Annotated in this window: 15 protein-coding genes; 8 read left to right on the top strand and 7 right to left on the bottom strand. The window is 64.5% G+C overall.

Going from position 1 to position 25,132, the window contains the following annotated elements:
• Nucleotides 1–190: 190 nt before the first annotated feature.
• Together KOR34_RS07110 and KOR34_RS07105 are read left to right on the top strand one after the other, a co-directional pair.
• Complete coding sequence (locus tag KOR34_RS07110) at nt 191–1,228, top strand: DUF1559 domain-containing protein (protein WP_197531211.1); 1,038 nt, start codon at nt 191–193, stop codon at nt 1,226–1,228.
• 63 nt (nt 1,229–1,291) lie between these two features.
• A complete protein-coding gene (locus tag KOR34_RS07105) occupies nt 1,292–1,708 on the top strand; it encodes a carboxypeptidase-like regulatory domain-containing protein (RefSeq protein WP_146563506.1) in 417 nt (138 codons plus the stop codon).
• Nucleotides 1,709–2,367: 659 nt separating this feature from the next.
• On the opposite strand, the gene KOR34_RS07100 is transcribed toward KOR34_RS07105, so the two are convergent.
• A complete protein-coding gene (locus tag KOR34_RS07100; protein ID WP_197531210.1) occupies nt 2,368–6,861 on the bottom strand; it encodes a carboxypeptidase-like regulatory domain-containing protein in 4,494 nt (1,497 codons plus the stop codon).
• Between the two features lie 127 nt (nt 6,862–6,988).
• Nucleotides 6,989–11,893 (bottom strand): vWA domain-containing protein, encoded by a 4,905-nt coding sequence (locus KOR34_RS07095; protein ID WP_146563502.1) that lies wholly within the window; start codon nt 11,891–11,893, stop codon nt 6,989–6,991.
• A gap of 280 nt (nt 11,894–12,173) precedes the next feature.
• On the opposite strand from KOR34_RS07095, the gene KOR34_RS07090 reads away from it, so the two are divergent.
• From KOR34_RS07090 to KOR34_RS07075, 5 genes are read left to right on the top strand one after another with little or no spacing between them, the layout of a single operon-like run.
• The gene (locus KOR34_RS07090; protein WP_146563500.1) at nt 12,174–15,461 is read left to right on the top strand and encodes a type VI secretion system Vgr family protein; all 3,288 of its coding nucleotides are present in this window, start codon (nt 12,174–12,176) and stop codon (nt 15,459–15,461) included.
• Nucleotides 15,462–15,513: 52 nt separating this feature from the next.
• Nucleotides 15,514–15,813 carry a PAAR domain-containing protein gene (locus tag KOR34_RS07085; RefSeq protein ID WP_146563498.1) on the top strand — a complete coding sequence of 100 codons (300 nt, stop codon included), beginning with the start codon at nt 15,514–15,516 and terminating at the stop codon, nt 15,811–15,813.
• 7 nt (nt 15,814–15,820) lie between these two features.
• Nucleotides 15,821–16,450 (top strand): DUF6931 family protein, encoded by a 630-nt coding sequence (locus KOR34_RS27450; RefSeq protein ID WP_390620773.1) that lies wholly within the window; start codon nt 15,821–15,823, stop codon nt 16,448–16,450.
• Nucleotides 16,447–17,124: a papain-like cysteine protease family protein gene (locus KOR34_RS07080; RefSeq protein ID WP_197531208.1), complete on the top strand. Its 678-nt coding sequence runs from the start codon at nt 16,447–16,449 to the stop codon at nt 17,122–17,124. The genes KOR34_RS27450 and KOR34_RS07080 overlap by 4 nt, the downstream gene beginning before the upstream one ends.
• Before the next feature lie 25 nt (nt 17,125–17,149).
• Nucleotides 17,150–17,614 (top strand): hypothetical protein, encoded by a 465-nt coding sequence (locus KOR34_RS07075; RefSeq protein ID WP_146563494.1) that lies wholly within the window; start codon nt 17,150–17,152, stop codon nt 17,612–17,614.
• Here the strand turns inward: KOR34_RS07075 and KOR34_RS07070 are convergent.
• The gene (locus KOR34_RS07070) at nt 17,608–18,705 is read right to left on the bottom strand and encodes a hypothetical protein (RefSeq protein ID WP_146563492.1); all 1,098 of its coding nucleotides are present in this window, start codon (nt 18,703–18,705) and stop codon (nt 17,608–17,610) included. The genes KOR34_RS07075 and KOR34_RS07070 overlap by 7 nt on opposite strands.
• 514 nt (nt 18,706–19,219) lie before the next feature.
• Here KOR34_RS07070 and KOR34_RS07065 point away from each other — a divergent pair.
• Nucleotides 19,220–19,846, top strand: coding sequence for a hypothetical protein (locus KOR34_RS07065; protein ID WP_146563490.1), 627 nt, complete (start codon nt 19,220–19,222; stop codon nt 19,844–19,846).
• On the opposite strand, the gene nagB is transcribed toward KOR34_RS07065, so the two are convergent.
• The 4 genes from nagB to KOR34_RS07045 form a co-directional block, all read right to left on the bottom strand.
• Complete coding sequence (gene nagB / locus KOR34_RS07060; RefSeq protein ID WP_146563488.1) at nt 19,843–21,774, bottom strand: glucosamine-6-phosphate deaminase; 1,932 nt, start codon at nt 21,772–21,774, stop codon at nt 19,843–19,845. The two genes, KOR34_RS07065 and nagB, sit on opposite strands and share 4 nt — an antisense overlap.
• Before the next feature lie 37 nt (nt 21,775–21,811).
• On the bottom strand, nt 21,812–22,861 hold the full coding sequence (locus KOR34_RS07055) for a Gfo/Idh/MocA family protein (protein WP_146563486.1): 1,050 nt from the start codon (nt 22,859–22,861) through the stop codon (nt 21,812–21,814).
• Nucleotides 22,858–23,739, bottom strand: a complete 882-nt coding sequence (locus KOR34_RS07050) for a sugar phosphate isomerase/epimerase family protein (RefSeq protein ID WP_146563484.1) — start codon at nt 23,737–23,739, stop codon at nt 22,858–22,860. The genes KOR34_RS07055 and KOR34_RS07050 overlap by 4 nt, the downstream gene beginning before the upstream one ends.
• 253 nt (nt 23,740–23,992) lie before the next feature.
• Nucleotides 23,993–25,132, bottom strand: coding sequence for a formylglycine-generating enzyme family protein (locus tag KOR34_RS07045; RefSeq protein ID WP_197531207.1), 1,140 nt, complete (start codon nt 25,130–25,132; stop codon nt 23,993–23,995).

The following is a 25,132-nucleotide window of genomic DNA, read 5'->3' as shown; positions in this document are numbered from 1 at the left end:
GAACCGACTACTGGGAGTATAGAATTCGTACCATCAGATCGGGGTTCGTGCGCTGCCCGCCGCAGGCCGGCAGCCCCCTGAAACCGGCAGCGCCCGCTGGGCGTCGCCAGGCTGCTCTGGCTCCTTATCCGCCACGCGACAAGACAGACGTCCGCAGGCGTAGGTTCTTATCAAATTGAGGGTATCTATGATGTTCCGGCGATCCCAGACGCGCGGTTTTACTCTGGTTGAGCTGCTGGTGGTCATCGCGATCATCGGCGTGCTGATCGCGTTGCTCCTGCCGGCCGTGCAGGCGGCCCGCGAAGCCGCCCGCCGCATGCAGTGCTCCAACAAGCTGAAGCAGATCGCGTTGGCGATGCACAACTACCACGACTCGAACAAGGTGTTCCCCCCGGGCGCGCAGCAGAGCTCCACAAACATCGGCAACGCCAGCTACTACGTGGGCTGGACCCGAGAGATCATGCCCTTTATGGAAGACACTCAACTCAAGGACCTCTACATACCCGACGTGCCGGTCAACAGCACGACCGACTTGGGCGCCAAGACTTTCCGCGAAACTTTTGTTCCCGCGTACCTCTGCCCTTCCGACCTGACGCCGGAACTGGCTGTGCCCGCGAGCGGGCCCACCAACGGCCAGCAGTTCGCCACGTCTAGCTACGCGGCGAACGCGGGCCGGGGCGACGGCTTCGTGACCTGGTACCTGTACGAGGACGTGGGCAGCCCAAGCGACGTCAACACCCAGACCGGCCGGGAGTGGGGCTGGCGTGGACCTGTGCACACCACGATGGCGCCCGGCGCGGCGAAGCCAGCCGGTGTGGGGCTGCTGAAGCGTGAGTCGATCGCCAAGATCACCGACGGGACGTCAAAGACGATCCTGGTCGGCGAGTCGACCAACGACTTTACTCAGCGCCGCAAGTTCTGGGCGTGGACCTGGGGCAACTACCTGATGGCTCAAACCGTGCCCCAGGCGCGGACCTTCGATCACGACTTCCCCAACTGCCCGAACGACACCGGAACCTCCGGCGCCTACCCCGGGCGGTCCCGCCGCACCTGCATGTCTGCTTGGTGGGCTCGGCACCCGGCGGGGATGAACACCGCCATGTGCGACGGATCGGTCGGTTTCACGACCTTCGATATCGACCTCAACCTGTTCGCGTCGCTGGGCAGCATCGCGGCGGCCGACGACGAGAACTCGGTCTACGGCCCGCCGACCCGCGGCGGCCGGTAGCTGCTCGGCTGCGACAGCCGCTACCTAACTACCTGCACGACAACGAGAGAAAGACGCTGCGAAATGCCGGATCGCTTTGGATGGCGCCCGTTGGGGCTGCTTGGGCTGGGTGTGGCTTTTATGGTTGGTTGTGGGTCGTCCGCCGGGCTGGTTCCCGTGGAGGGCGTGGTAACTCTGGACGGCAATCCCCTGCCCAACTGCCAGGTGCTGTTCTACGTGCCCGGTGGGGGCGCCGAGACCAACTTCACCGACGTGACCGACGCCCAAGGGAAGTTCTCGCTGACCACCATCAATAACGAGGGGGTCGGCATCAAGCCTGGCAATTACACTGTGCAACTCCGGACCGGCTTTGCGGGCCCCGAACTGACCGAGACCGACCCGATCCCTAAGGAGCTGGTCCCGCCCGCTCAGCAGGAGCAGCAGTTTGAGGTTCCGCCCGAAGGCGACGCCAACGTCACCTTCGCGTTGACAAGCAAGTAGCCGGCGGCGGCGATCCAAGTCGCCGCGTTGACGAGCAAGCATACGCCGGCGGGTTCCGTGGAGCCCGCCGGCTTTTTCGTGCGCCGAGCCAGTGCTTGCGAAGAGATCCCGCCGCCCGCGACAACCGGGCTAGTCCCGAGCCAGATCGGCATCCCCTCCGCCCTGCGGGCGACGAGTGTATCTGCGACTAGCCGTTCAACGACGAAGGCTGAACACGCCAGGCTCACGGCGCGCCAATTCTGTGCCGTTTCACGCGGATCGTGGTGGAAAACGGCCACCTCGCGCGATCCAATGGGGGTAAACGCCTGTGCGCCCAGATACCTGCCAGTGACACTGGCAGGCAGGAGTTCATGCTGCGCACGTTGACCAGCGTTTCGTTTAGTGGCGTTAGGTGTCCGAACGGAGCGCCCCAAAACGGACAAAACCCCAACGGCGGCGTTTTTAGGAGTTTGCCCCAATCCACTATCAGTCCAGCACTTACGGCGAGACAAGGAGGAAATAGGCCCCGAGTTTTGTCCCTTTCGCGCGTGTTTTTGGACAAAACGAATCGGCTACCCCCCGCCTGGCAAGTAGTAAAGAGTGCCGGACGGCGGAGCGCTTCGCAGCCTCAACCGGTGGTGGTCGATAGGCCAGCTCTTGCCGGCGTGAGCAGCCGGCCGCTAGAGCGAGAGCTTAAGCTCGGCGGTCGCTGTGGCGCCCGCCTTGACCTCGACGCCCGTGGCGCCGACGCGTTGCGACTGCTCCTTGACGCTCCAAACGAGGTACTTGCCCGGCTTCACGCCAGTGAAGAGGAATTGACCCTGGGCGTTCGTGCTGGCCGAGGCGACCGGCTGCTGCGACGGGTCCCGCAGTTCGACGGTGAGCCCCGGCTGGGGGCGGACCCCCTCGGTCACCGCGCCGGCTACCCGACCTAACGACGCCTGCTCGGCGGTCACCAGCCGCACAGGCAAGCACAGTTCGCGAGTGAGACCAACGCCGTTAGTCACCTGCGCGGTGACCTCGGCGAGCGGAACGCCCGCCGGCATCGGCAGCGGCGCCACCCAACGCCCTGGGCGTTGCGGATCGGCGACGGCCGCAACGACGGCGGCGCCCTTGGGCGGCTTGCCATCAACCGCTGCGCCGACGAACAGCGAGACCGACGCAACGCCCGAAAGGTCGTCCACGGCGGTCACAGCAAACTCTACCGGCTTGCCGGCGACCGGGGTCGCGGTCGGCGAAACGGCAACGGACGTGGGCGGGTCGCCATCAATGACAATCGGCTGCAGGGTCTGAGCGATCCGGTCGCCTTGGCCATCAAACACCGTCGCGCGGAGCACGCGTCGCCCGACGATGCCATCGGTTGCGAAGCTACCCTGCTGCCCAGAAATCGTTGGGTGGATCGCGAATCGCCCGCCCACCACCTTCGGCTGAACCTTAACCATCCCCTTCCTTGCGGTGTTGTAATACCGCCGCCTATCCACGACCACCGAACCATCGGACGCAAGCTCGCCCAGCACAAGCTCCAGCGTAGCCCCGGCCGGAACGGGCGCCGCATCGGCGGAGTAATCGAGCCCGTCGCCCGACCGCACCATCGCCGGCGCAGAAAGGAGGATGGTCGGCGAGGGCACAACGTCAAGCGTCCCGTTCATCCCGTACGCGGGGCGGCGAGCACGGCGGACGATCGAACGGTCTACCCCGTTGATGGCGAGTCGCGTCAGCACCTGAGGCTGGTCGCTCCAGTCGGGCGCCAGCGTGGCCGAGAGCGTTGCCACCGGGTTCGCGGCGCCGAGGACGGCGTGCAGCCTGCCCCCCGCAACGATGGGGGCCGCGGCGTGTGGGTTGCTCAGCGACCAGGACAGTTCAACCTGCTCGGGTGATCCTGGCAGGCGCTCCGCCCGCAAGGTTGCGACCGTCGCGCCGCTCTCGTCCGGAGCGACCCGGGCGTCGAGCACACGGACGTACTCGCTTGGGTCGCGAACCGACAGCGTCGCGTCTTGTTGGTAGAGCACCTTGCCAGACGACGACTCAGAAACAACTACGGAGACTTTCTCAATATCCAACTCAGCTGTCCCGCCGGGGGCGGGACCACCCGCGGTCAGTACCAGTGGGACCTCGCCCAGCGCAGGGGCGACTGCCTCCGCGGAAAACGGACTGCCCGCATGCACGTCCGCCTTGATGGCCAAGTCGCGCGTCGTGCGGTTCTTGACGATCCAGCGCACCAGCCGCGGCCCGGTGCTGGGGGGGAGTTCGTAGTGGGACTGCAGTTTGCTGCGGACGCCGGCGACCACGGTGTACACCTCAACGGGCGACGCGGTGCACAGGCCGGGCGTAGCGATAGGTACGTGACGCACCCGTCGACCATCGGTCAATCGGAGCAATACGCCTGAGGTCGCGGCCAGGTCGGCGAAACTAGCGTTGCGGTCAAGTTGAATTGCGATCCGAAGCACCGTCCCATCGGCACACGCATCCTTGCTCTGACTAACCGCCAGGCAGGAGGCGGGCTGAAGAACGGTCGCATCCAGTTCGTCAGGGGCAACACCGACAATCCGCAATACAAGCTCCTCGCTGCGCTCACGCTCAGACAACCGAGGAAGGCCTATCCGCTGCTCGTGATCACCATTGCTGCGAAGGGGGGATACCGCGATGAGCTGTTCGCCAGACCTAGACTCTACCGACAGACGCTTGGACGCCACCGCGGCGAAGACAACTCCGCCGATATCCGTGGCGGCCGCCGCGAGCCGCTCGGAGTTTCCGAGGCGCCATGCGTCAAGCTGTGCCCGCCCCACCGCCAGGGCAGGCTCCGCCTGCCGCCCGTCGAGCGCCGCAACAAACACCCCTGGCGTCAGCACCCGGCTCGCGCGGTCACGGACCGGCAGCGGGCAGTCGCCTTCAATACGGTCGCGTGCGTCGGCGAGCGCAGCTCGGACATGGGCCAGCATCAGATTCTGGTCGAGAGGACCGCTTTGCGCGGCCGTAGATTCGACAGTCGCGGTAAGTTCGGGGGAAGGACACGCCATCATCTCCAGCAGACGCGCCGTGAACCTCGCCTCGCGGATCGCCAGCCCGCGAGACACGAAGCCGTCTTCCGACTGCCACGCATCGGGGCTCTCGGCAGACCGGGTGCGCCGCGCCACGAGCTGTTGCAGATCGTCAGCCAGCAACGCGGCTGCGGCGCCTACCGCCAGGCAGAGTGCCTCACGTCGGTCGGCATCGAGCATCGCGGTATCGAGGAGCGTCTCGGCGGTGGAGATCCGCTCCCAATCGCCGCTGGCTAGCTCGTCACGCAGTGGGTCTGTCACTTCAGGCGCCATTGGCCCCAGCAGCGTACTGAGCTGCAGGTCTAGTTCACCTGAGAGCGCGGCGATCTTCTCGATAGTCGCGAAAACGTCCTCCGCCCCTGTGCGATGTGGCGGCGATTCCAAGAGCGCCGACAAGCGAACGGCGTCCTGCGCAGCGCTGTCCCAAGCGACGTGGAGTTCAGAGCGCCCGCGGATGACGGGGAGAATCTCGGGGAGAATCGCCAGAGCACGATCACGGGCGTCGAGTCCCGTGGCGATGCTGCGTTGCACTGCAATCGCCCGAAGGTACAGATCGGCCGCACGCTGAGTGTAGCTTTCAATCTCAGCTACGCTCACGTACCCTGGCTCGCTGACGCCCGCCCAGGCGGTGCGGCTCGCGCCGTCCGCGTCGGCAAGCCATTGTTGAGCCCATCCAACAACACGCGGGTTCAACCACGCCCGCTCCCTTAGCAAACTCACCTCAAGCATACTGACGGCGGATTGCGAGGGCAGGCTCGGATTACTGGCGACAACACTAGCAAGCGCTTCGAGGTCGGCAACCTCCAGCAGCTGCAGACCGCTGCTGCGCCGCCGCAGTTCGTCGACCGCCAACGGCGCCCGCTCCCGGAAATCGGCGGGCGACTGCAAGATCACACTGATGCCCGCTTCGGCTAGCCTTGGGAAGTCGATCTCGGCAGTCGCCTTTCGGAACGCAGCGACCGAGGCCGCGCGGGCGGCTTTGGCTTTCACGTCGTTGGGTTCTGAGTTAGTCGATTCGAGCAGCGTCGCCCATGCTTGTTCGGCCGCGTCGGTGCTTGATGGGCTGTCAGCCAACATCGATGCTAACGACAGCCGTACGCGAGGTGTAACGAGGGATAAGACATTGCTGATGTCCCGCTGCAGGTGCGGCACGTGCCTAGCCAGCATCGCGTTTACACTATCAACAGGCAGACCACGACGCCAACGTCTCTCAATCTCCAGCACTTCATGCTCCAGACGATTGAGGAGACGCGGGGCCACCGCCCTGGCGCCACCCGCGACCATTGCGTCCCGCTCGGCCCATACTTGCTTAAGGCCGGAAGGATACTCGGCAACGGCCGCCCGGAGAGTCATTTGCTCATCCTTGCGGTTGCTGACCGTCAATAGGAAGTCGATGTCCTGGTCGGCAAGCAGTCGCGGCGTCTGCGGCTGTGAGCCAAACCGGGAACTCCATTCCGAGACGCGCCCGCACACATACTCGCCCAACTCAGCGGCCGATACCCGGCCGTCAGTGACGCCGGACCGGTTGCAGCCGTCCGCGTAGCCCCGGAGCGCGGCTTCGAAGAAGAGGCCGAATGTCGTGCGACCCGCACCGGTGATCTCGGTAGTACTCTCGCCCGGCGAGCAGCTCAATAGCGTCAGTCGATTCGGAGCGCGCCGCTCCTTCAGAACCGCGTAGACCTCGTCCCCAACTCCCGACGGAAGCTGGCCAGCGGGTCCGTTCGCGACGTGCCATGTGAGGTCAAGCACCAGCAGCGTTGGTCTAGGGCTCTCGTCCACTTGGTCGAGCAACCGTCCGAGCCTCAGCCCGCCCTCCCCTGTGACTGGCCTGAACTCCTTGGTCATGACCACGACCTGCCCGTCAGGATCCCTGGTGGCATATCCGGACAGGTAGATCAGGCGAGGAGTGTCGCTGTCGGAATCTCGTTGCAGCTCGGCGTGGAAAAGGTCGGCGGAGAGGTTTCGGTCCGAACTAAAGGTACTGCGCGCGAAGAACTCGCCGGCGGCGAGCGCGTCGCGGTCGTTCTCGGCACAGACGTTGTCGGGGACCAGTTGGGTGCGGAGATGACTGGCCCAGCCCGCGATGAACGTCACCCGTGGTGGGGGATCGACCCAAGCCGCGACCGCCGCCAGCACGCCAACCAGGCACGCCGCCGTTATCGCTATGCCCCACACGGAGCGTCGCGAAGTGATTGTTGAATTGGCTTGACCTTCGTTCATCAGGATTAGACCGAGGAGGTGGATATCTTGGTGAAAAGGTCGGTCAGTTGTTCGATGCGCCTAGCCACCCTACCGCGGGGAGTGGTCGCGGGGCGGTCGGCGTGGGCGGCGGGAGGTCATGTATCCTGAGCATCTGTTGCCGCGACTCGGCATGACGCTTGAAGTCAGCCAACGATGTTAGCGAGAGCCCCTTCACAGTCGCTGCGACTTGGCGGCGGGTGAGCGGCCAGAAGCGAGCGACGCTCCGCCCGGCTTCTGTGTACACCTTAAAGTCGCTCCCCGGTACGTTCGCCCCCAGCAGATTGACCATTACCGGGTGCTTGCAAGACAGCTCGATGATTAACGACGACTGTTCGACCAACTTCCCCGTAGAGTCTGGGAGCATTCCGGACTCGACATCAACGCGGTTGACCACCAGCGGCATGGCGTCGAGTTCCCAGTTCCGACCGGTCAGCTCGGCGAGCGACTGAAAGTCTTGCTCACGCCGAAGTGAAAGCGAGGCGGGAGAGTCCTCCTTAGCCGTCCACCAAACGGAGAGCTGGCCCGGTGACGATTGGCTTTGAGTGCTGAACCGCGTCACTTCGTAGCAGGGCGCGGCGTAACCGTACACGGGCTTCCAGCACCACGCTCCTGCGGAGTCGTGTTCGGACTCAATCCACAACCGACTGGGCCGAACCACCCGTAGCGCGCCTTGTGTTGCGTTACCGCTATCCCACTCTCGCTCCAAGGCTAGCAACCAGCAGGTGGCATCGTTGGGGAGCTTTCGATGCGATACTATCGTGCCACGCCACTGGTCGGTTCTAAAGCTCGGCTTTCCTTCCCACTGAAGAGCACCGAGCGTCGTCGGGGCAAAGGTGGAGCGATCGCCTCCCTGCACGACCTTTAACAGAAGGTGATCGCCGGCGTCTACCACCACCCGTGGGGAGTTCTTCGCGCTTTCGTCACTGCCAGAATCGAGGACGTAAGCGCCGGGCGGGATAGGCGTGGGCTGCCAACCGAATGGATCTGCCTGTGGAGCTACTTTCGCTGCGATAGCTTTCTGCCCATGATCGGCATTGACAGAGGTTAGCTGGATCGTTCGATCAAACCGAAAGACACTGCGTAGTTGCTGCTCTAACGTGCTACGTTCTTCAGCCTCCCACCAGCGTCCCGGAGGAGAGAGAGACGGGAGAAAGGCGAATTGAGCGCGCGCCGCTTCTTGCTCGGAAGCAGCAACCCGAAAACCAATCACCTGCAGCGATACGCCTGCGCCGGCAAGCTCGTCTTGAAGGACTTCGCCGAGCGTGGCCCCCTCTGGGTTGGCCAAGCCATCGCTCTCGATTCGGTTGTCCAGCCCGTCAGTGATAGCAACGACCGACCTGTAACCGGGAATCTCGCGCAAGTCTTTGGCGGCCGCAATGATAGCCCTCCCAAGCGGCGACTCGTTCCACGGCTCGATCCTAGGATACGCAAGCATCGCAGTAAGACGGCGGACCAGCTCCTGATTCTGAGGGTCCCATCTGGTAGGCGCGAGTACCTGCCTTACCGTTGCTTCAGCGTTGGCAACCGTCTTGTGGGAGCCGACAGCCTGGCCGAAGACCCAGACGCTTACTTGAACGCCTGCCGGCGTGTCCATCAGGAGAGAGGTCAGCGCATCAACAGCCTGTACGTACTTGGACGAGCCTGCGTCACCTACGGGTCCCATGCTTCCCGACGCGTCCAGCACGAACGCGATCCCGCCTTCAGCAGATAGGCCATTCTTGTCCATTCCACTTGCGACTACCGTGACGCCGGCCGAGCCGACGGGAGGCGGGCTGTTCGACTGGTAGTCCGGGCGATGGTAAACAACTACGTCGACCTCACGCGACGCCCGGTGGCCGCGCTGCCACGCCCGCAAGGATAGCCGCCGCGTCTCGACTACCGGCATGTCGCCAATGGCTTCATCGCGTCCATCTGCGGCGACAACCACTTGTGGGAAAGCCCCCACGTTGCCACGGATGCATACCGCACGACGCGCCGATTTGCTCGGAGTGACTACCCTCACTCCATCCGCAGCTTCGACGCTCAGGGCGGCCGCGCCGGCCATGGCGCCCTCCACGCCACAGCTGAATGGCGGGGCGACGCCCGACACCAAGCTGACTCGCTCAGGCGAAGTGATCGCAAGGGAAACGGGCCGCCGAGCGCGATTGCTTAAGCGGTCGGTCGCACTCCGCCCAGGTAGCAGCCGCTCCGCCTGTGCCAGGTAGGTGGTCGCGGCAAGCTCAGAGTACGCCGTAGCGACCCCCTCCTCGCTGTTCCACCCGTCCTCCAACACCCGCTCCGCCCGGTTGAGTAAGAAGCGGTAGAGTTGGACCCGCGTGAGCTCACTGGGTAACGAACGCTGCTTGCAGTAGTCGGCGCCTGTATTCACGCGCAGGTCCGCATCGGCCGCGGCAAGGAGGCTAGAGTAGCCCGATTCGTTCTGCTCAAGGTCCGCCGCCAGCCGTTTTGCCTGCAGGCTAGACGCGCGGACAACTCGCCGGATTCTCTGCAGGTTGACCTCAACGCTGGACACTACCGCCGCGTCAGCCGTACTAGTAGTCTGGGTCAACAATGCCGACATCGCCGCCTCGTACCCCTGCCGCCTGTCCAGGTGCTGGTCAAACCGACGCTTGCCAACGGCAGCCACCGCCAGACGAGCCCGACACCGTTGTTCCACCTGGCGCCACTTGGCCAACTCGGCTTGCGAGAGCACCGCCCCACGCTGATCTAGCGGCGCCTGACCGACCGACGGTGGCGTCACGCTAAGCAGCCGAATCCGCTGGCTGGTCTCCAACTCGGGCGCAATCAACGCTGCGTCGCGGTTGTTCCACAGCGCCGGGCCGGACCGTTCAATCAAGTCGGCCTGCCAGGACTGCATCAGTGAGCGGAGGGCGAATAGGCTCTTCTCGAGCTCTAGACGGCGTCGTTCTACCTGCGCCAGGCCGGTCGGTTGAACTTCGGTCGCGCCAGGCCCTTCCACCAGCAGGTCGCTTAGCGCATGGGCGCTCTCCCACGCCTCCTCGACCGACAGGCAGAGCTGAAGAAGGTTCTGTTGGTCGTCGCGCGCCGCGTGGGACAAACCCACGACTGCTTCCGTGTACCGGGGGAGCACCGCAAACGCGGCATCCCGCGCCGCCATCCCGGCGCGGACTTTCCCCGCCTCTTGCTGAAGCCGATCATAGATCTCGACCGCGTGCTCCAATGCGTTTTCAGCCTGCGGAAGCTGCTGCTCACCGCAGAAGAGAAGGTCCTCGCCCTGACGCCGCAGCCCGTCAGCCTCAGCGAGGTCAGTCGCGACCCAGGCAAGCACCTCGGCGGCTTGACCCTGCTCGACCACTCCCCCATCTGACGCCACGCGCTCGGCCAGGCGTCGCGTCTTCACCGCGACACGCAGCGGGTGATCCCACCTCTCATCGTCAAGACCTTGCGGCAGTCCCTCTGCCATCATGACAACCAGATGCGCCTCTGCCGGGCGCACGCCAGATCTGGGTGATACAGCCGCAATGGCGCCAGCCGTTTGCTGCAGGCGTGCGCAAGGCGCGTCCTCAAGGTGATCTAGCAGTTGGTCGAACACCTGCCGCCGAACCTGCTCGACCTCTTCGGAAGGAACCGATCTCGAAACCAGCTCCCACGCCGACCGCGCCTCACTTGCTGGACTCTTCAGCAGCTTCGCAATCAGCGGGTCGACAATGTCGTCCTTTCCAGTCCCAGGTATAGCCGCAGCCAGTTGAATCGGGTCCGGATCGCGATCCAACCGCGCCGCTACCAGCTCAAGTTCGCTTGCAAGGCTCTCAGCAGCCTCGGCAACCGATCTCGCAAGCTCAGGAGAGCCCGCCGCAAGCAGTTGTTCGTGCCGAAGCCGCAGCAGCCGCAGTCGGCGCCACGCGATTGGGGCAGTCGTCTCTGGCTGTCGTAACGCCCTCCCCACAAGTTCAATCCGCTTGGAGAGGCTCTCGACCGTGCGCTGCTCGATTGCCGGCCCCGCCAGCGGCGTTGCGCGGTACCCGGGGTTAGCAAGGGCTAGGTCTACCCCGGAGAGCCGACGGAACGACTCATCCCCCTCCGGCAAGAGCATCGTTTTTTGCTCGCGTCGATGGACCAGTCCCGCCCTGGCTTTCACGGTCGCGCGCAGGTATTCCGCGAGTTCCCTGCCGCTGATCCTTCCATTCTGGTCGACGTCTTGGGCAGCCCCACGAAGTCCTTCGATGAAGGTGTTCAGGAAGATGGTCTTGCCAGCAGCAGGCTCCCGCCACGATCTCTCCCCAGGATGGCTGGCGGAGATAACGACCAAGTTGGGAATCGCTTCGATCGCGGTGTTGAGCTCTCTCAGACCTTCCGCAAACCGGTTGCTCAACACGCCGAACGGCGTCAGACCGGGCTCCTGCGTGGCGTCGAAGACAACGAGCTTGAATTGTTCGGGCGGCAGTTTGCGTAGCTCCGCCAACAGGGCGCCTACCCGAAGGCGACGGGCGGGCGCGTCCGCCGGATCCGCGTCCGAACGGAGCAGGAATGGCCCCGTGTTGTCGCAGCCGCCGTGCAGCGAGACCAGCACTACTGCCACGTCTTCGTTCAACTGCTCGGTAGCGTCCGCCCACCCAAAGGACTCGTCGGCTAGAGTCGGCTTCTTGGGACATTCAATCAGTAGCTCGCCACCAAGTCGCAACGAGTCAGCCCCGCCCCTCAGGCCGCAGGCGCTGACAAGACCGTTCCAGCCCCAGGCGTTGTGGGGGGTGTGAAGGTTGTTTGCGTAGTCTGCTCCAACAACCGACAGCCCCACTGACTGCGGCGGCTGAAGATACGCGGTCACCCAGGCAATCGCAGCGAGCAATCCGCCAAAGCAGCAGAGACCAACAGCCACTAGCGCCCGGCGCCATGTCAAGACTCGCCCGACGCCGGTAGAGCGCACACCGCCTCCTCTTGTCACAGCTGCACGATCGGTGGACTTCATATTGGGTGTTCACCGGTTGAAAGCCGAGAGACGCCACGCCGCTTACACCGGGGCGTGTTGCTGAAACGTAGCACCCGCTTGGTGCTGTGTGGTGAAAAAGCGACGCCACTGCAGGGCCCTCACAAACGCGACGACCTGGAGCTCCGCTTCATCCGATAGACTCCACGCTCGCGTCACGGATTTCCCACCCATCACGGTCGATTGCCGAATCCTCCGGTCGCCCAGGCTCCGAAAAGATCTTCGAGACGCCCGCCGACTCCGCCGCCCCTCCCCGCCGCCCATGAGCTCCGACAACCCAGGACAAAGCGACGCGTCCTCCGACGACCAGGAGCTCAGCCAGGACAATCGCGCGCTGCGAATCTCGACGGCGCTTAATCACGGGGTCCTGCTCGTTACCCGCTTTGCTGGGCACGAAGGCGTCTCCATACCGTTTCGGTTCGAGATCGAGCTTCTCTCCGAGCAGGACGACGTTGAGTTCAACAAGCTGCTCGGCGCCTCGGCGACCGTGACCGCCGAGATCCCAAACATGCCCGCCCGCAAGTGGAATGGGGTTATTACGCGGTTCTCACAGCTGTCACGAGACGACAACTTCACCCACTACTCCGCCACCCTCGAGCCCGCCACCTACGCCCTCGCCCTCCGCACAAACTGCCGCGTCTTCCAGGAAGAGAAGATTGACGACATCCTGGACACGCTGCTTGACGGACTGGACGTCATGAAGCACTACACCAAGGCGGACCAGCGGCAGCCCCGCAACTACTGCGTGCAGTACCGGGAATCCGACTTTGCATTCTTCAGCCGTCTGGTCGAAGAGTACGGCCTGCTCTACTACTTTGAGCACCAGGACGACGCCCACACTCTGGTGCTCTGTGACGACTCGACGCAACTCAGCGAAATCCCCAACCTTGATCCGGTCGACTTCTGCGAGATCAACGAGGGTGACGGGACCGTCAAGACCTGGGAGAAGACCCAACGCCTGACTCCGACAAGCGTGTCGCTGAGGGACTCCCACTTCCAGCAGGCCGGCGATCCGTTCAAGGCGGAGAAGGACCTCGCCGACGAGGTCACGGTGGGCACGGTCAACCACAAGCTCAACCCCGCCGGCGCGAGTCACGAGCACTTCGACTGCCCTGGTCGCTACGCCGTACGGTACGACTCCTTGGGCAAGGCGTCCCTCGAGATCGAGCAGGACCAAGTCGCGGAGAGCCCGCTCAAACATATCGCTACCGATGCGTCGGCCGTCGCTCAGCAGAAGTGCGAACTGCTCGCCAACCAAGCGATCAGCATCGCCGGCGAGAGCGACGTGCTTCCGTTCTCTCCTGGCGGCGTGTTCACGCTTAACGGGCACTACAACGCCGACGGGGCCTACCTGCTGACGCACGTCAGCCACGTGGTGACGCTGGGCGTCGGTGTAACATCGGCTGCAGCGGACGATTCGCTGCAATACTCGAACGCCTTTCAGTGCCTTCCCTCATCGCTTCCGTACCGTACGCCACTCGCCACCGCCAGGCCGCTGGCATACGGGCTGCAATCCGCCAGGGTGGTAGCCGACCTGGACGCCAACCGCGGCGCCGACGACTTCAAGGAACAGCTCATTGACCAGTACGGACGCGTCAAGGTCCAGTTCTTGTGGGACCGCCGTGAGGACGCCTCGGCTGGTGAAGGGAACAACGAAGCGCCGTCCGACGGGGACGACCAGCAGCAAGAAACGGCCCAACCCGCCGACCGGTCGTGCTGGATTCGCGTCGCCCAGTTCTGGGCCGGCAAGCGCTGGGGGGCGTTCTTCCTCCCGCGGCATGGCCACGAGGTGTTGGTGGCATTCGAGCACGGAGACCCCGATCGGCCGGTCATCGTCGGTAGTTTGTACAACAGCGAGAACATGCCGCCGATGGAGCTGCCGACCAACACCGCTGTCAGCGGCATCAAGTCGTGCAGCCTACGCGGAAACCCGGAAAAGGACTCCAACTCGATCGTTTTCTTCGACGAGCTGGGCAATGAACATCTGGACCTGCATTCGGAGAAACACACGATATCGGTCACCGAAGAAAGCCATCACGAGTTTGTGGCGGGTCCATCGGTGAGAGTATTCGGCGGCCTGTCGCGGCTCTTCTCATCTGGCGCCGGCGGCGGCCCAGCGCCCCAAGCCAACCCGAACAAGCTCAAGGCGGCGGTCACCAAGAAGTACCGCAACATCGGCCTGGCCAAGAACTTTGAGGCCGACATCAATGTAACGCTGGGCAACGCCGCGAACATCGTCGGCGGCGTCCCGTGCGGCAGCTCTAACGAGTCGGTGTTCGGGGGCAAGCTCGGCCTCTGCATCGACCCGATGGGTTGGCTGGACGACGGCCTAGCCAAGCAGGTCCAAGACCTGCTGATGCCTACCGGGGAGTGGTCGGGGCTCTTCGGTCAGGGACGATACCTTCACTACGGCTCAGAAACCACCATCCGGCACGGCAGTGAAATCAATCGGCGTAGCAAGCAGGCGTTCGACAGTTCTAACCCGCGCACCTCAATGGTGGCGGGCATTGTCACCGCGTCGGCGGCGCTAACCGCGCTCGGCTTTGCGTCCCAAACTAAGAACCCGATCATCTGGGAGAACCTGGTCCGGTCACTCGGGCCGCGGGGCGTGAGTGGCGCGCTGCTCAACCTACTAATCGAGTTCGAGAAGGCCTACGGCGAGACGGACGCCGGCGCTGAGAAGCAGAGTGAGGCGAGCAGCCTCTCAGCTCAAGCGGATGCACTCAAGTCGGACTACGCGTCGCTCATCTTGCAGCTAGCAAGCAGTGTGACCGACCAGGGCGCCGCGTTGACCGCAGCGGGACAGCAAGGCTCAGCGGCCCAGCAGGCCAAGGCCGACTCGGAGGACAACTCGGTCGACGACGCGGAGCAGGAGGCCGACGACGAGAATGAGGAGGATGCGGCCACCACGAGTGACGACTCCGATCAGCCAGATGACTCGAGCGACCAAGACGCCGATGGCCCTAGCGACGACGAGATCACCTTCGGCTCAGACGACGCCGACGTCTACCAGTGCTACGACGGCCTGCTCGCAACCGGCGCGCGCCACATATCTTTGCGGGCGCGAGCGACCGATGACGACGACACCGACCCATCGCTCATCCACCTTGACGCCCAGGGGTCTGACGGCGACGACAATGGCGTCGTAGCGATCAACTCCACCGGACAAGCCACGGTTGTGTGTGGCCCCGCCAGCGTGCAGATCCGCCGTGACGGACAGACCGGCCAGATCGATATCTCCGCAGGCAACGACGGCGCCATTACGCTGTCGGTTGGTCCTGAAGGGTCGGGTTCTCAGATCACCATGACCAGTGACGGGATCAAGCTGTCGGTCGGCCCTGATGGCGGGCCCTGCCTTGAGCTGACTTCCAGCGGGGTGACCATGAGCTGTGGATCCAACAGCGTCGCGGTTGACGAGTCGGGACAGACAACCCAGGGGATGAACGTATCGCAGCAGGCTGAGATGTCGTTCGAAGCCAAAGGGACGATGGTCTCAATCGAGGGATCGGGGCAGACCGCCGTGAAGGGCGCGGTCACGATGATCAACTGACTGAGAACCTATCCCCGCATTACACCATCCACACTCTTTCCGAGGACCCACAATGGGCGCGCCGGCCGCCAGGCTCACCGACATGCACGTCTGTCCGATGGTCACGCCCGGCGTGCCGCCGATTCCGCACGTTGGCGGACCAATTTCTGGGCCTGGGGCGCCGACTGTGCTGATCGCATCGATGCCCGCCTCGGTAGTCGGCGATACGGCCGTGTGTGTCGGGCCGCCGGACACTGTGGCGATGGGCAGTTCGACCGTCCTGCTAGCCGGCGTGCCCGCCGCGCGAATGGGCGACTCAACCGCCCACGGAGGCTCGATCGTACTCGGCGCACCGACGGTATTAATGGGCTAGTAGTTTCATGCTCCCTCCCCCATCTGCAAACTCCGACCTACCGCCTGCTGACGCAATCGGTGAGTTGGCCGACGACATATGCGTCACCTCGACCGCGGCAGGGCCTTGGCCCGCCCGACTAGTTAACGAGTCTGCAGACGCCTACTTCGCTCGGCTAGTGGAATCGGGGGAACTTGACGCCGCCGTTCGTTTCGCCGCCGTACGGATGGGCCCGCGAAGGGCAACCTGGTGGGGAAGCATGTGCGTCTGGAACACCCTGCGGGACCAGCCGGACGCCAGCCCCAACGCGGCCGCGGCAGTGGACGCCGCGGTGCAGTGGGTCCTGACCCGCACCGAGGATTCAAGACGAGCCGCCCGCGAGGCGGCCGACGCGGTCGGCATGCAGACTCCCAGTGGCGCCGTAGCCGCGTCGGCCTTCTGGTCGGAGGGTAGCGTCTCACTTGTCGGATGCCCCGATGTGCCTGCCCCTCCCGGCGTCGCGGCCAAACTCGTAGTCAATGCCGTCACCATGACCGCAGCGGCGCCCGCGTCCGCCGAGCGCACTGCCGCACTGCTCCAGTCGTTACGAATCGCGGCCGAGGTTCTCGCAACGCCCTCACCATGGTCCGCCGTGGCCGTAGAGGAGTCGCCCGCGTGAGCACCCTCGCACCGCACGTAGACATTCCCTTTTGCCCGCAGCAGCGTCTTGACGGCGCCGAGCGCACCTGCGGCGCCGCGGCGTTGATGATGGTCTACGGTTCCTTCAACTCACGTCCCAGGCTAGCGGACGTGTGGCGGTCGGTTGCACAGCCGGGTCCAAACGGCCCGCGGGTGCCCACGCATCGGCTGGCCGCTGACGCAATCGCGAGCGGCAAGCCGGCGGTCTGCCTGAAGTCGGGACACGACCCTTCAGAGTGTCTGCGATGGCTGCTTAACGCGGGCTGGCGCGTGATTGTGAATCACCTATTTGATCGGCAAAGCCACGAGGGTCACTTCTCCGTCCTGCTTGAAGTCGACGCGCACACGGTCGTCCTCCACGACCCCCTACGTGGCCCGTCACGGCGGGTGACACTGCCGCGGTTTCTCGACGATTGGCTGCCCGCCTCGCCCACGGAGGAGGTGCCAGGCGGGATGCTGGTTGCCATCGGCGCCAAACGCTTCGCGGATCTCGATGACGACCGCTGCCCTGAGTGCGCGTTACCGTTCCCGCTGCCTCCCGAGCTGGGGGTCGGATGGGAAACCGCTTGGAATCGGCGTTGGCAGGCGGCGTTCTGTCCGCACTGCGACGCCTGCGTTGTGCCCACATGGCGGCCCGTGACGCAAGACGCGTAGCTGTCCCACCAAGCCGCCTACCCTCGTGATCGAAATCAACATGGCCAATCAGCAACGAATCGCCTCGATTCTCAACGCGATGCACCAAGCGTACGGCGACCTGATCGCGGCCCAGCAGGGACCAGTCGATCCTGGGCTACGCCAAGAGCTGGCCCGCATTGCTACCGGCGCCAAGCGGTGCATGGCGGAGCTCGGTGCGGCGCATCAGGCGGCAGCCACGGATCTCGCCGCCAAACAACAGCACGCCGCCAAGCTAGAAGTGGCAAACAAGCAGCGGATCGACGCCCAACGGCAGAAGCTGGCGTCGCCCCAGGCAGCCCCCTGCCCCGCCCCTGCAATCAACCCCAAACTTGGGGCTCTGCTCTCGTCAGAACTACTAGCCCGCCAGGCGCCGGTCGGAGAGCCACCACAACAGTCTGACACTTCCGGCGGCGTGCTTGACGGTTGGGAGTGGAGCACACGTGACCTTAGGCCCTTTACTGCTCAATAGCGGAAACGCAGTTCCGTGCGGATGAGTGTGTCGGTCCATGAGCGGCTCGTGCCCGCCGTAGCGTACGAGACGCCCATATCCGCGCGGTCGCAGAAGAACACGCGGAACCCACTGGCGACATTGATGAACGTCGCACCGCCGGTCGGGACGGTGACCCCCGTCGCGTCGGTGAACGCGCCGTCCTGGAACCGCCAGCCGTTCAGCTCCAGAACACCAATGACAGGCACGCATGGGTGGGGTCTGGCGATGACGCGGTTGTAGGCCATGTTGTACCGAAGCACCGGACCTGCGTAGTCGCTGGTCCCACCGAGCGGAATCCACTCGGTGAACTCAGCTTGCATGTACGAGTTGGCTGATAGGTTCAGCCCAACAATCATCCCCGGTTCAAGGGACACATGCCCCGTCCCGAGTCCCTTGAGCGATGAACCCTGCGGGATGTGGGTGTTGAACTCAAACGCCACCTGCACCAACTCGGTGTCGAATAGCAACGACTTGGTCCCAACGGTCATGTCGCCAAAGCCGGCGAAGTGCCTGCCATCCGCGTCGATCGAGCGGTAGCTGTACTCGAACGACGCACCGAACGCCCCTTGGGCGACTTCGCTGTAGTGCTTCAGCTCATCGTAATCGAGCCCGGTGAATGCCGAGGGACTGCCAGAAAACGACGGCCCCGGCCCGCTCCCGTTCGCGCGCGCCCAGAAGTACTCCGCCCGGTCGGGGGTAATCATGTCCTCGGCGTGATCCCATCGCAGCCGCTGCTGGTTCTGCGGCCTGACCGCGCTGGTGAAGAACGCAGCGTCGGCAAGGGGACGCCAGCGCGGATCGTAGCAGGGGTCGGGGCAGCAGAGCCCGCGGTACACGCCGCGGGTGAATCGTCCCCACCGCGAACTGTCGCGGCAACCGGCGCAGCAGCCGCCTGCGCCACAGGACTCGCCGCAGAACTCACAGAATGAGATCTCGATCTGGGCGACAGGCGCCTGCACGAGAACCGGCTCCGCTAGCACCTCCTCCGGGGCGGGCGCCGGCAACGGCTCGGTCGGAGTCGGCGCAGCCGCGACATACGCGGACTCGGTGAACGGGAGCGGGAGACGCAACACGTCCTCGTCCGCAACAGCAGGTCTAGTCGCCGCATGCGCCGCTAGCACGGCCATCGCGAGGCGCAGCAGCCATCGCACGCGTTCATGACGGCGCCACGGGCGTGGTGTCGGCAGGCTCATGCGGGCGAGGGGCTGTAGAGCAGGAATAAGGCGGCGGCGGAGTAACTCAACTGCCGAAGTAACAGACGTACCGGACCGTTGTAGTTGCTGTAATCGTCATTCTTGATCCCGGGACTGTGGTCGACAAATGAACGATCGCCGTAAAGTGCGAGCCCGCCAGGCGGCGTTCCGACTGCTAGCATTGGCCGTGGTCGCCGGGGCTACAGCCCGCGCACCCGCCGGGGATCTGGCCATTCCGCCAGACCCAACGGCAACGCCGCCAACCGGCTTCTGGGCGAACGCCGCTTGGGCGTGCCGGCGTGTGAGACTCCGCTGCCAAACCTCAGCGGCCGGCAAGTTTCTGACGAACGCTATACGGCCAATCAGCAAGCTGACTGGCGGGATCATCCCCGTGCCGAACGACAACCACTTCGCTGGCGCAATGGAGCTGCACTCAACCAAGCCTGCCGGGATGGCGCCCGGCGCAACGCCCAAGCCCCCTCCGCCGCCGCCGCCCGGGGTAGCCGCCGCCGCCAAGATCAAAGCGGAGAAGGCGCAGGCAAAGATCCGCCGTGAAGCGGTCGCCTACCTGGCGGGCCTCGACTGCCGGTACTACCCGGAGGCCGAAGCGGCGCTGATTGCGTCGCTTCGCGCCGACCGCGACGAGTGCGTCCGCCTTGAGGCGGCCCGTGCGCTGTTGAGCGGTTGCTGCTGCACGCCCGCGACCGAGAAAGCGCTCAGGATCAGCGCAAGCGGCACCGACGAGGACGGCAACCCATGCGAGCGGTCGAACCTGGTCCGACAGACAGCGCTCGCAGCGTGGCAGAAGTGCCAGCAGTGTGGCGTCGCGGCGCCGCTGACTCCGCCCGAAGCCCCCGTCAGCGCAGCGCCAATCGACGACGGACTCGTTCCCGCGTCATACACCGATCCAGCGCCACCCGACAGTGCGTCGACTCGCCAGCCATTGCCGGCCGCGGACCAGTCCCCCGATTCGCCCAACGGAGGACTGCTCGACCTGTGGCGGGCGTCCGCCCGCTAGACCAAGCTGGTGTCGCCCTTCCACTCGACGAAGCCTTCGATCGCTTCGTACTCGGCCAACCCAAGCTGGTCGTAAAGCCGCGCGGTTGCGCGGTTGCGGTCTTCGGCGCGTTGCCAGAATTCCCGTGGGTCGGCGCCGGGGAACAGCGCCTTGTCCTTCTGCGACTCGTGCTTGAAGATCGCCACCCGCTTACGCAGCAGCTCTTCGGGGCTGATCGGAACCGCCATCTCAATCTGCTCCGGCCCCCACTCCTGCCACGCCCCGCGGTACAACCAAACCTGCATGTCCGCGTACCAGTCGTCCTGCGAGACCTCGCCGCACGCCTGCAGCACGGCCGACAGGCAGACGCGGTGGGTGCCGTGCGGGTCCGACAGGTCGCCGGCGACGTACACCTGGTGCGGCTGCACGCTGCGGAGCAGTTCAACGGTAATCCGGACGTCCTCCTCGCCGAGCGGCTTCTTGCGGACGCGACCGGTTTCATAGAACGGCATGTCCATGAAGTGGAGGTTCTCGTCCGACACCCCGCAGCAACGGGTTGCGGCACGGGCCTCGGTGCGGCGGATGACGCCCTTGATGAACTGGACCGCCTCCGCGTCGACCTGACCTGGCTGCTTGTGCTTCAAGAAGCCGTCGATCTGCGACTCGAGCTCGGCTGTCCGGTCGACGTCGATGTTGAAGTGGCGATTAAACTCGCTGACAAAGTCGGCGAACCGCTGCGCGTCGTCGTCGAAGACAGCAATATTGCCGGATGTCTGATAGGCCACGTGCACATCGTGCCCCTGGTCCACAAGACGGATCAGGGTGCCGCCCATGCTGATGACATCGTCGTCCGGGTGCGGGGAGAAGATCAGGACGCGTTTCGGGAACAGGTGGTCACCGGGCCGGGTCCGGTCACCGGGCTGCTTGCGGCGTTCCGGCTTTCCGCCCGGCCAGCCGGTGATGGTGGCTTGCAGCGATCGGAACACGCGGAGGTTGAGGTCGTAGGCGGAACCACAAGTAGCGAGCAGGTCCTGCAGCCCCTCTTCGTTGTAGTCTTCCGCCGTAAGCTTCAGGAGCGGCTTCTCGAGCTTCCGGGCGAGCCAAATGATCGCCTTGCGGACCATCGCGTCGTCCCAGTTGACCGGGCCGACCGACCACGGTTCTAGGCAGCGGGTGAGCTGCTCCGCGGCCGCCTGGTCAAGCACGACCTGCGCGTTGGGGTGTTCCTGCAGGAAGCTCGCCGCCACGATGGTCGAAATATCTCCCTCGACGGCCTCGGCGACGATCGGCGCTTTTCCCTCGCCCCACGCCATCAGTACGACCTGCCGCGCGTCGAGGATGGTCCCCACGCCCATCGTGATCGCACGTCGCGGGACGTTGTCTTCACCGAAGAAGTCGCTCGCGGCGTCACGGCGCGTGACACGGTCGAGAGTGATCATGCGGGTCCGGCTGTTCTTGCCGGAACCGGGCTCATTGAACCCGATATGTCCGGTGCGACCGATGCCCAGCAGCTGCAGGTCAATCCCGCCGGCCTCGGCGATCTTGCCTTCGTAACGGCGGCAGTAGTCGGCGACCTCTTCCTCGGAGAGCGTGCCGTCGGGGACGTGCGCGTTCTCGGGTTTAATGTCGACGTGGTCGAACAGGTGCTCCTTCATAAACCGGACGTAGCTCTGCAGCTCCTCTGGCTGCATTGGATAGTACTCGTCCAGGTTGAAGGTGATGACATTCTGGAAGCTGAGCCCGTCTTCCCGGTGCAGCCGGATCAGTTCGTCATACACGCCGGTTGGCGTGCTGCCGGTCGCGAGCCCCAGCACACAGGTGCGTCCCTCGGCGGCGCGGCCACGGATCATGGCGGCAATCTGCTCCGCCACCGAGCGACTGGCGTCGGACGCCTGGCGGAACACGCGACACGGGATGCGTTCAATCTCTTCGATCAGCTGCGGGGTCATTTCGTCTGCTGCTTAAACGGTTACGGTCAGAAGGGGGTTAGTTTAGAGCCGCCTTGAGGCTGGCGGTTTCGAGTCGGCAGATCTCCACCGCGTCACGTGCGGCGGCTGCGGCAAGCGGGCCCGGGTCAGCGCCGTTGCTCAACACGTCGACGACGTGGGTCAGTTCGGCCTCGAACGCCCGCATGGGATCGCCGTCGCCTAGGCTGACTGGGGTAGCCGTTCCGGCCTCGTCGAGAATGGTCGGCTGGCAGCGGTAAGCGGCATGATCGACTCCAGACTCGGGGTGAGATACCGCAAACTCGAACATCAGCGCAGCGCGTTCTAATTGGATCTCAAAACCGTGCAGGAACGGCCTGCCCGGCTGCCCGACGACGCCGCCCTCACAGTGGGCCGAGATCCCCGGCGATTCGAACTCGAACAGGCTGTGCCAACGCGCGGGCAACCCCGATCGTTGGGATCCACGGGTCGTAACGACGGTGGGCATTCCGAACGCCAAGCGGATGAACTGCGCGTCGTGGACATGCAGGTCGAGCATTGGGCCGCCGACCTGGTCGGCGTCCCAGTAGTTATCGAGCCAAGCCGGGTCGGCAATCAGCCGCCGGAAGGTCCCGCCCAAGACCGCCCCGTGGCGACCCGAACGGATCTCGCCCAGCGCCCAGGCGTACTCGGGGAAGTAGGGCAGAACGTGACCGATCAGCAGAATTCGGCCGTTGGCCTCGGCGGCGGCCATCATGCGGTCGCACTCCGCGACAGTCATGGCCATCGGCTTTTCGCAGAACACGTGCTTCCCGCCCTCCAGCGCACGGACCGCGGCGTCCGCGTGGAGCGCTGGCGGCAGGCACAGGTCAACCAGGTCCACTTCAGGGCAGGCAATGACCTCATCGAGCGACGCGAACGACGCCACCTCAGATAGGTCCACCTGCGAGCCGGCGGGCCCAAAATTGCCTTTGATTCCGGTCCAATCCCCAGCCCGGCGGCGAGCGTCCCGACTGCAAACCGCGGTCACCTCAGCGCCAGGGATCTGCAAGTAGGAGAGGTAGTGCACCATCCCCATGAAACCAATGCCGACGACGCCGATGCGTGTCACTGCGGGGCCTCGCCAGCAGAGTGTTGTCCCTCCAGCAGCCCGCCGATGAAGGTGATCGCGTGTGCAATCTCCGACCGCTGGCGTTCGGGCTCCTGAGGTATCTCGCGTTCGATGGTCAACGGCCCGCGGTAGCCGATATCACTGAGGGTCTTCAGAAACTCAGCGAAATCGACATCGCCTTCGCCCAGGGGCGTTTCGGCGCCCCAAGTCTCCCCCGGGTTCTCCGACCACTTGGCGTCCTTGCAGTGCACGCTCCGCACGTACCTGCCAACCTCCTTAAGGGCGAAAATCGGCTCGCCGCACCCGTACAGGATCATGTTGGCGGGGTCAAAGTTGACAAACAGGTTCTGTCGGCCGACTGTCTCTAAGAAACCCACCAGCACGCCCGCGGGTTCCTGGCCGGTCTCGAGGTGTATGTTCACGCCGCGCTCGGCCGCGTAGTCACACGCCTCGCGGACGGCGTCGACGATAGCGGTGTACTCGGGATCGGCAGAGTCGTGGGGAACGAAACCAATGTGCAGACCAGTTGCATCGACGCCCAACGCGACGGTGAAGTCGATGATCTCCTTGAGTTCCGCAAGCCGCGCGGCGCGGGTCGCGGCGGGCGCCAGCCCGACTGTCTGCTGCACCGTCGGAATGTCGGCGTAGCTTTCTCCGTCGAAGCCCGCGAACACCACCGTCACACGCATGCCCAGCTCTTCGGCCTTCTTTTTGAACTGGGCGGCGGTCTCCGCGGAGCGTGTCGTCTGTTGAGGCGCGTGCAGGTGCAGCGTTGGCGTGCCCAGATCGTGTGCTACGTCTAGCCGGACGCCAAACCCTGCATCGATGCTTGCGAACACGCCAATAGGGTAATCCGCTGCGGAAACGCTGTTGTTCATGCGAGAGTACCGATCCTTCACCCCTGATCGGGTGGGCGGCGTGTTGGCTTCGACCCGAGCGGCCGCCGGGTCGAAATGGGAGGTGAGATTGTTAGTCTGGCCGCCAATGCAGGACGCGTCAACCGAAGCGAAACAGCTGTAAAACAGCTGGAATAGGACGTAAAGCGTATTCCTGAGGTCGTCTGCGCAGGCCGACGAGACGCCTGCGCTAAACGACAACAACCGCTCGCTTACGCGCTGCGCGATTCCGCTACTACTGCGTAGGCGACGCGTCGTTCAGTTCGGCAATCGCTTGCGGCAGATCCTTGTCGACGAGGCCCCGCTCGCCACGCCCTTCTTTGTCGATACGGAAGTCGGCGATCTTCTGGATCCGCGGCACATCGGCGTCCCAGAACTTCGCCCAGGCGTCGCGGGGGGGAGGGTCAACGGGCCTAACTACCCGAAACCCAATGTCTTGCGACTCGTCGCTCGCGTACCACCACGGGCTCTTGGGGGTATTCGGGTCGTACGCCGAAAGTTCCTCATCGTCCGTAGCGCGTCTGGCCGCGCTGCGGCAAGCCTCCGGGCTCATCAGGCACGACCCACCGCGGAGGACTCGTGGGTAGGTCTTGGTGGCAGGCGTGAACCCGAGCGGCGACTTGGCCAGTTGTGAATATCCTTCCTCAGCATACGCGTCTAGGACCCACTCGCCGGCATTGCCGTGCATGTCGTAAAGGCCCCAGGGATTTGACTTCTTGAGTCCGACCCGGTGCGTAACATCGTCGGCATTGCCGTCGTGCCAGGCATACTCGTCTAGGCGCGAGGGGTCGTCTCCGTACGAATAGGCCGAGTCGGTCCCGGCGCGACAGGCGTACTCCCATTCCGCTTCGGTTGGCAGGCGGTAGAACTCGCCCGTGATCAGACTCAGCCACTTTGTGTACTGCTTGGCCGCGAACTGCTTCATGGATACGGCGGGGAGGTCCGGATCCTCCCCGGCGGTGAACGTGAAACTGGGCTCGTACAGTCGGGATGGCGCAGTGACGGCGTCCACTCGGTTGGCGTCGGTCACGGGACGGACGCCCAGGTCATCGAACCGCTCGAACACGCCGCACAACGCCATGAAGTTCCGGTACTCGGCCCAGGTCACCTCGCGAGCGCCCATCCAGAAGGGCCGGATCGCAACCTCGCGCCTGGGCCCCTCGTCGTTCGATCGGCCCGACTCTCCTTCAGGGCTTCCTAGCAGCACCTTGCCGCTTGAGATGGCCACCATCTCGAACTGGACGGACGTGCCCGGGATGGTCTGCTGGTAGCTCTCATGATCATCGGCAGCCAGCCTGCCCGCCATCATTGCACTGGCGAACAAAGCTAGCATGCAAACGCCGGTCCCAGCGTCAGACAGGACACGAGTCTTCAT

It is taken from the genome of Posidoniimonas corsicana (genome assembly GCF_007859765.1).
In the GTDB taxonomy this organism is placed as follows: domain Bacteria; phylum Planctomycetota; class Planctomycetia; order Pirellulales; family Lacipirellulaceae; genus Posidoniimonas; species Posidoniimonas corsicana.
Note: the sequence above shows the minus strand (reverse complement) of the source record. Positions and strands in the feature narration are given on the sequence as shown.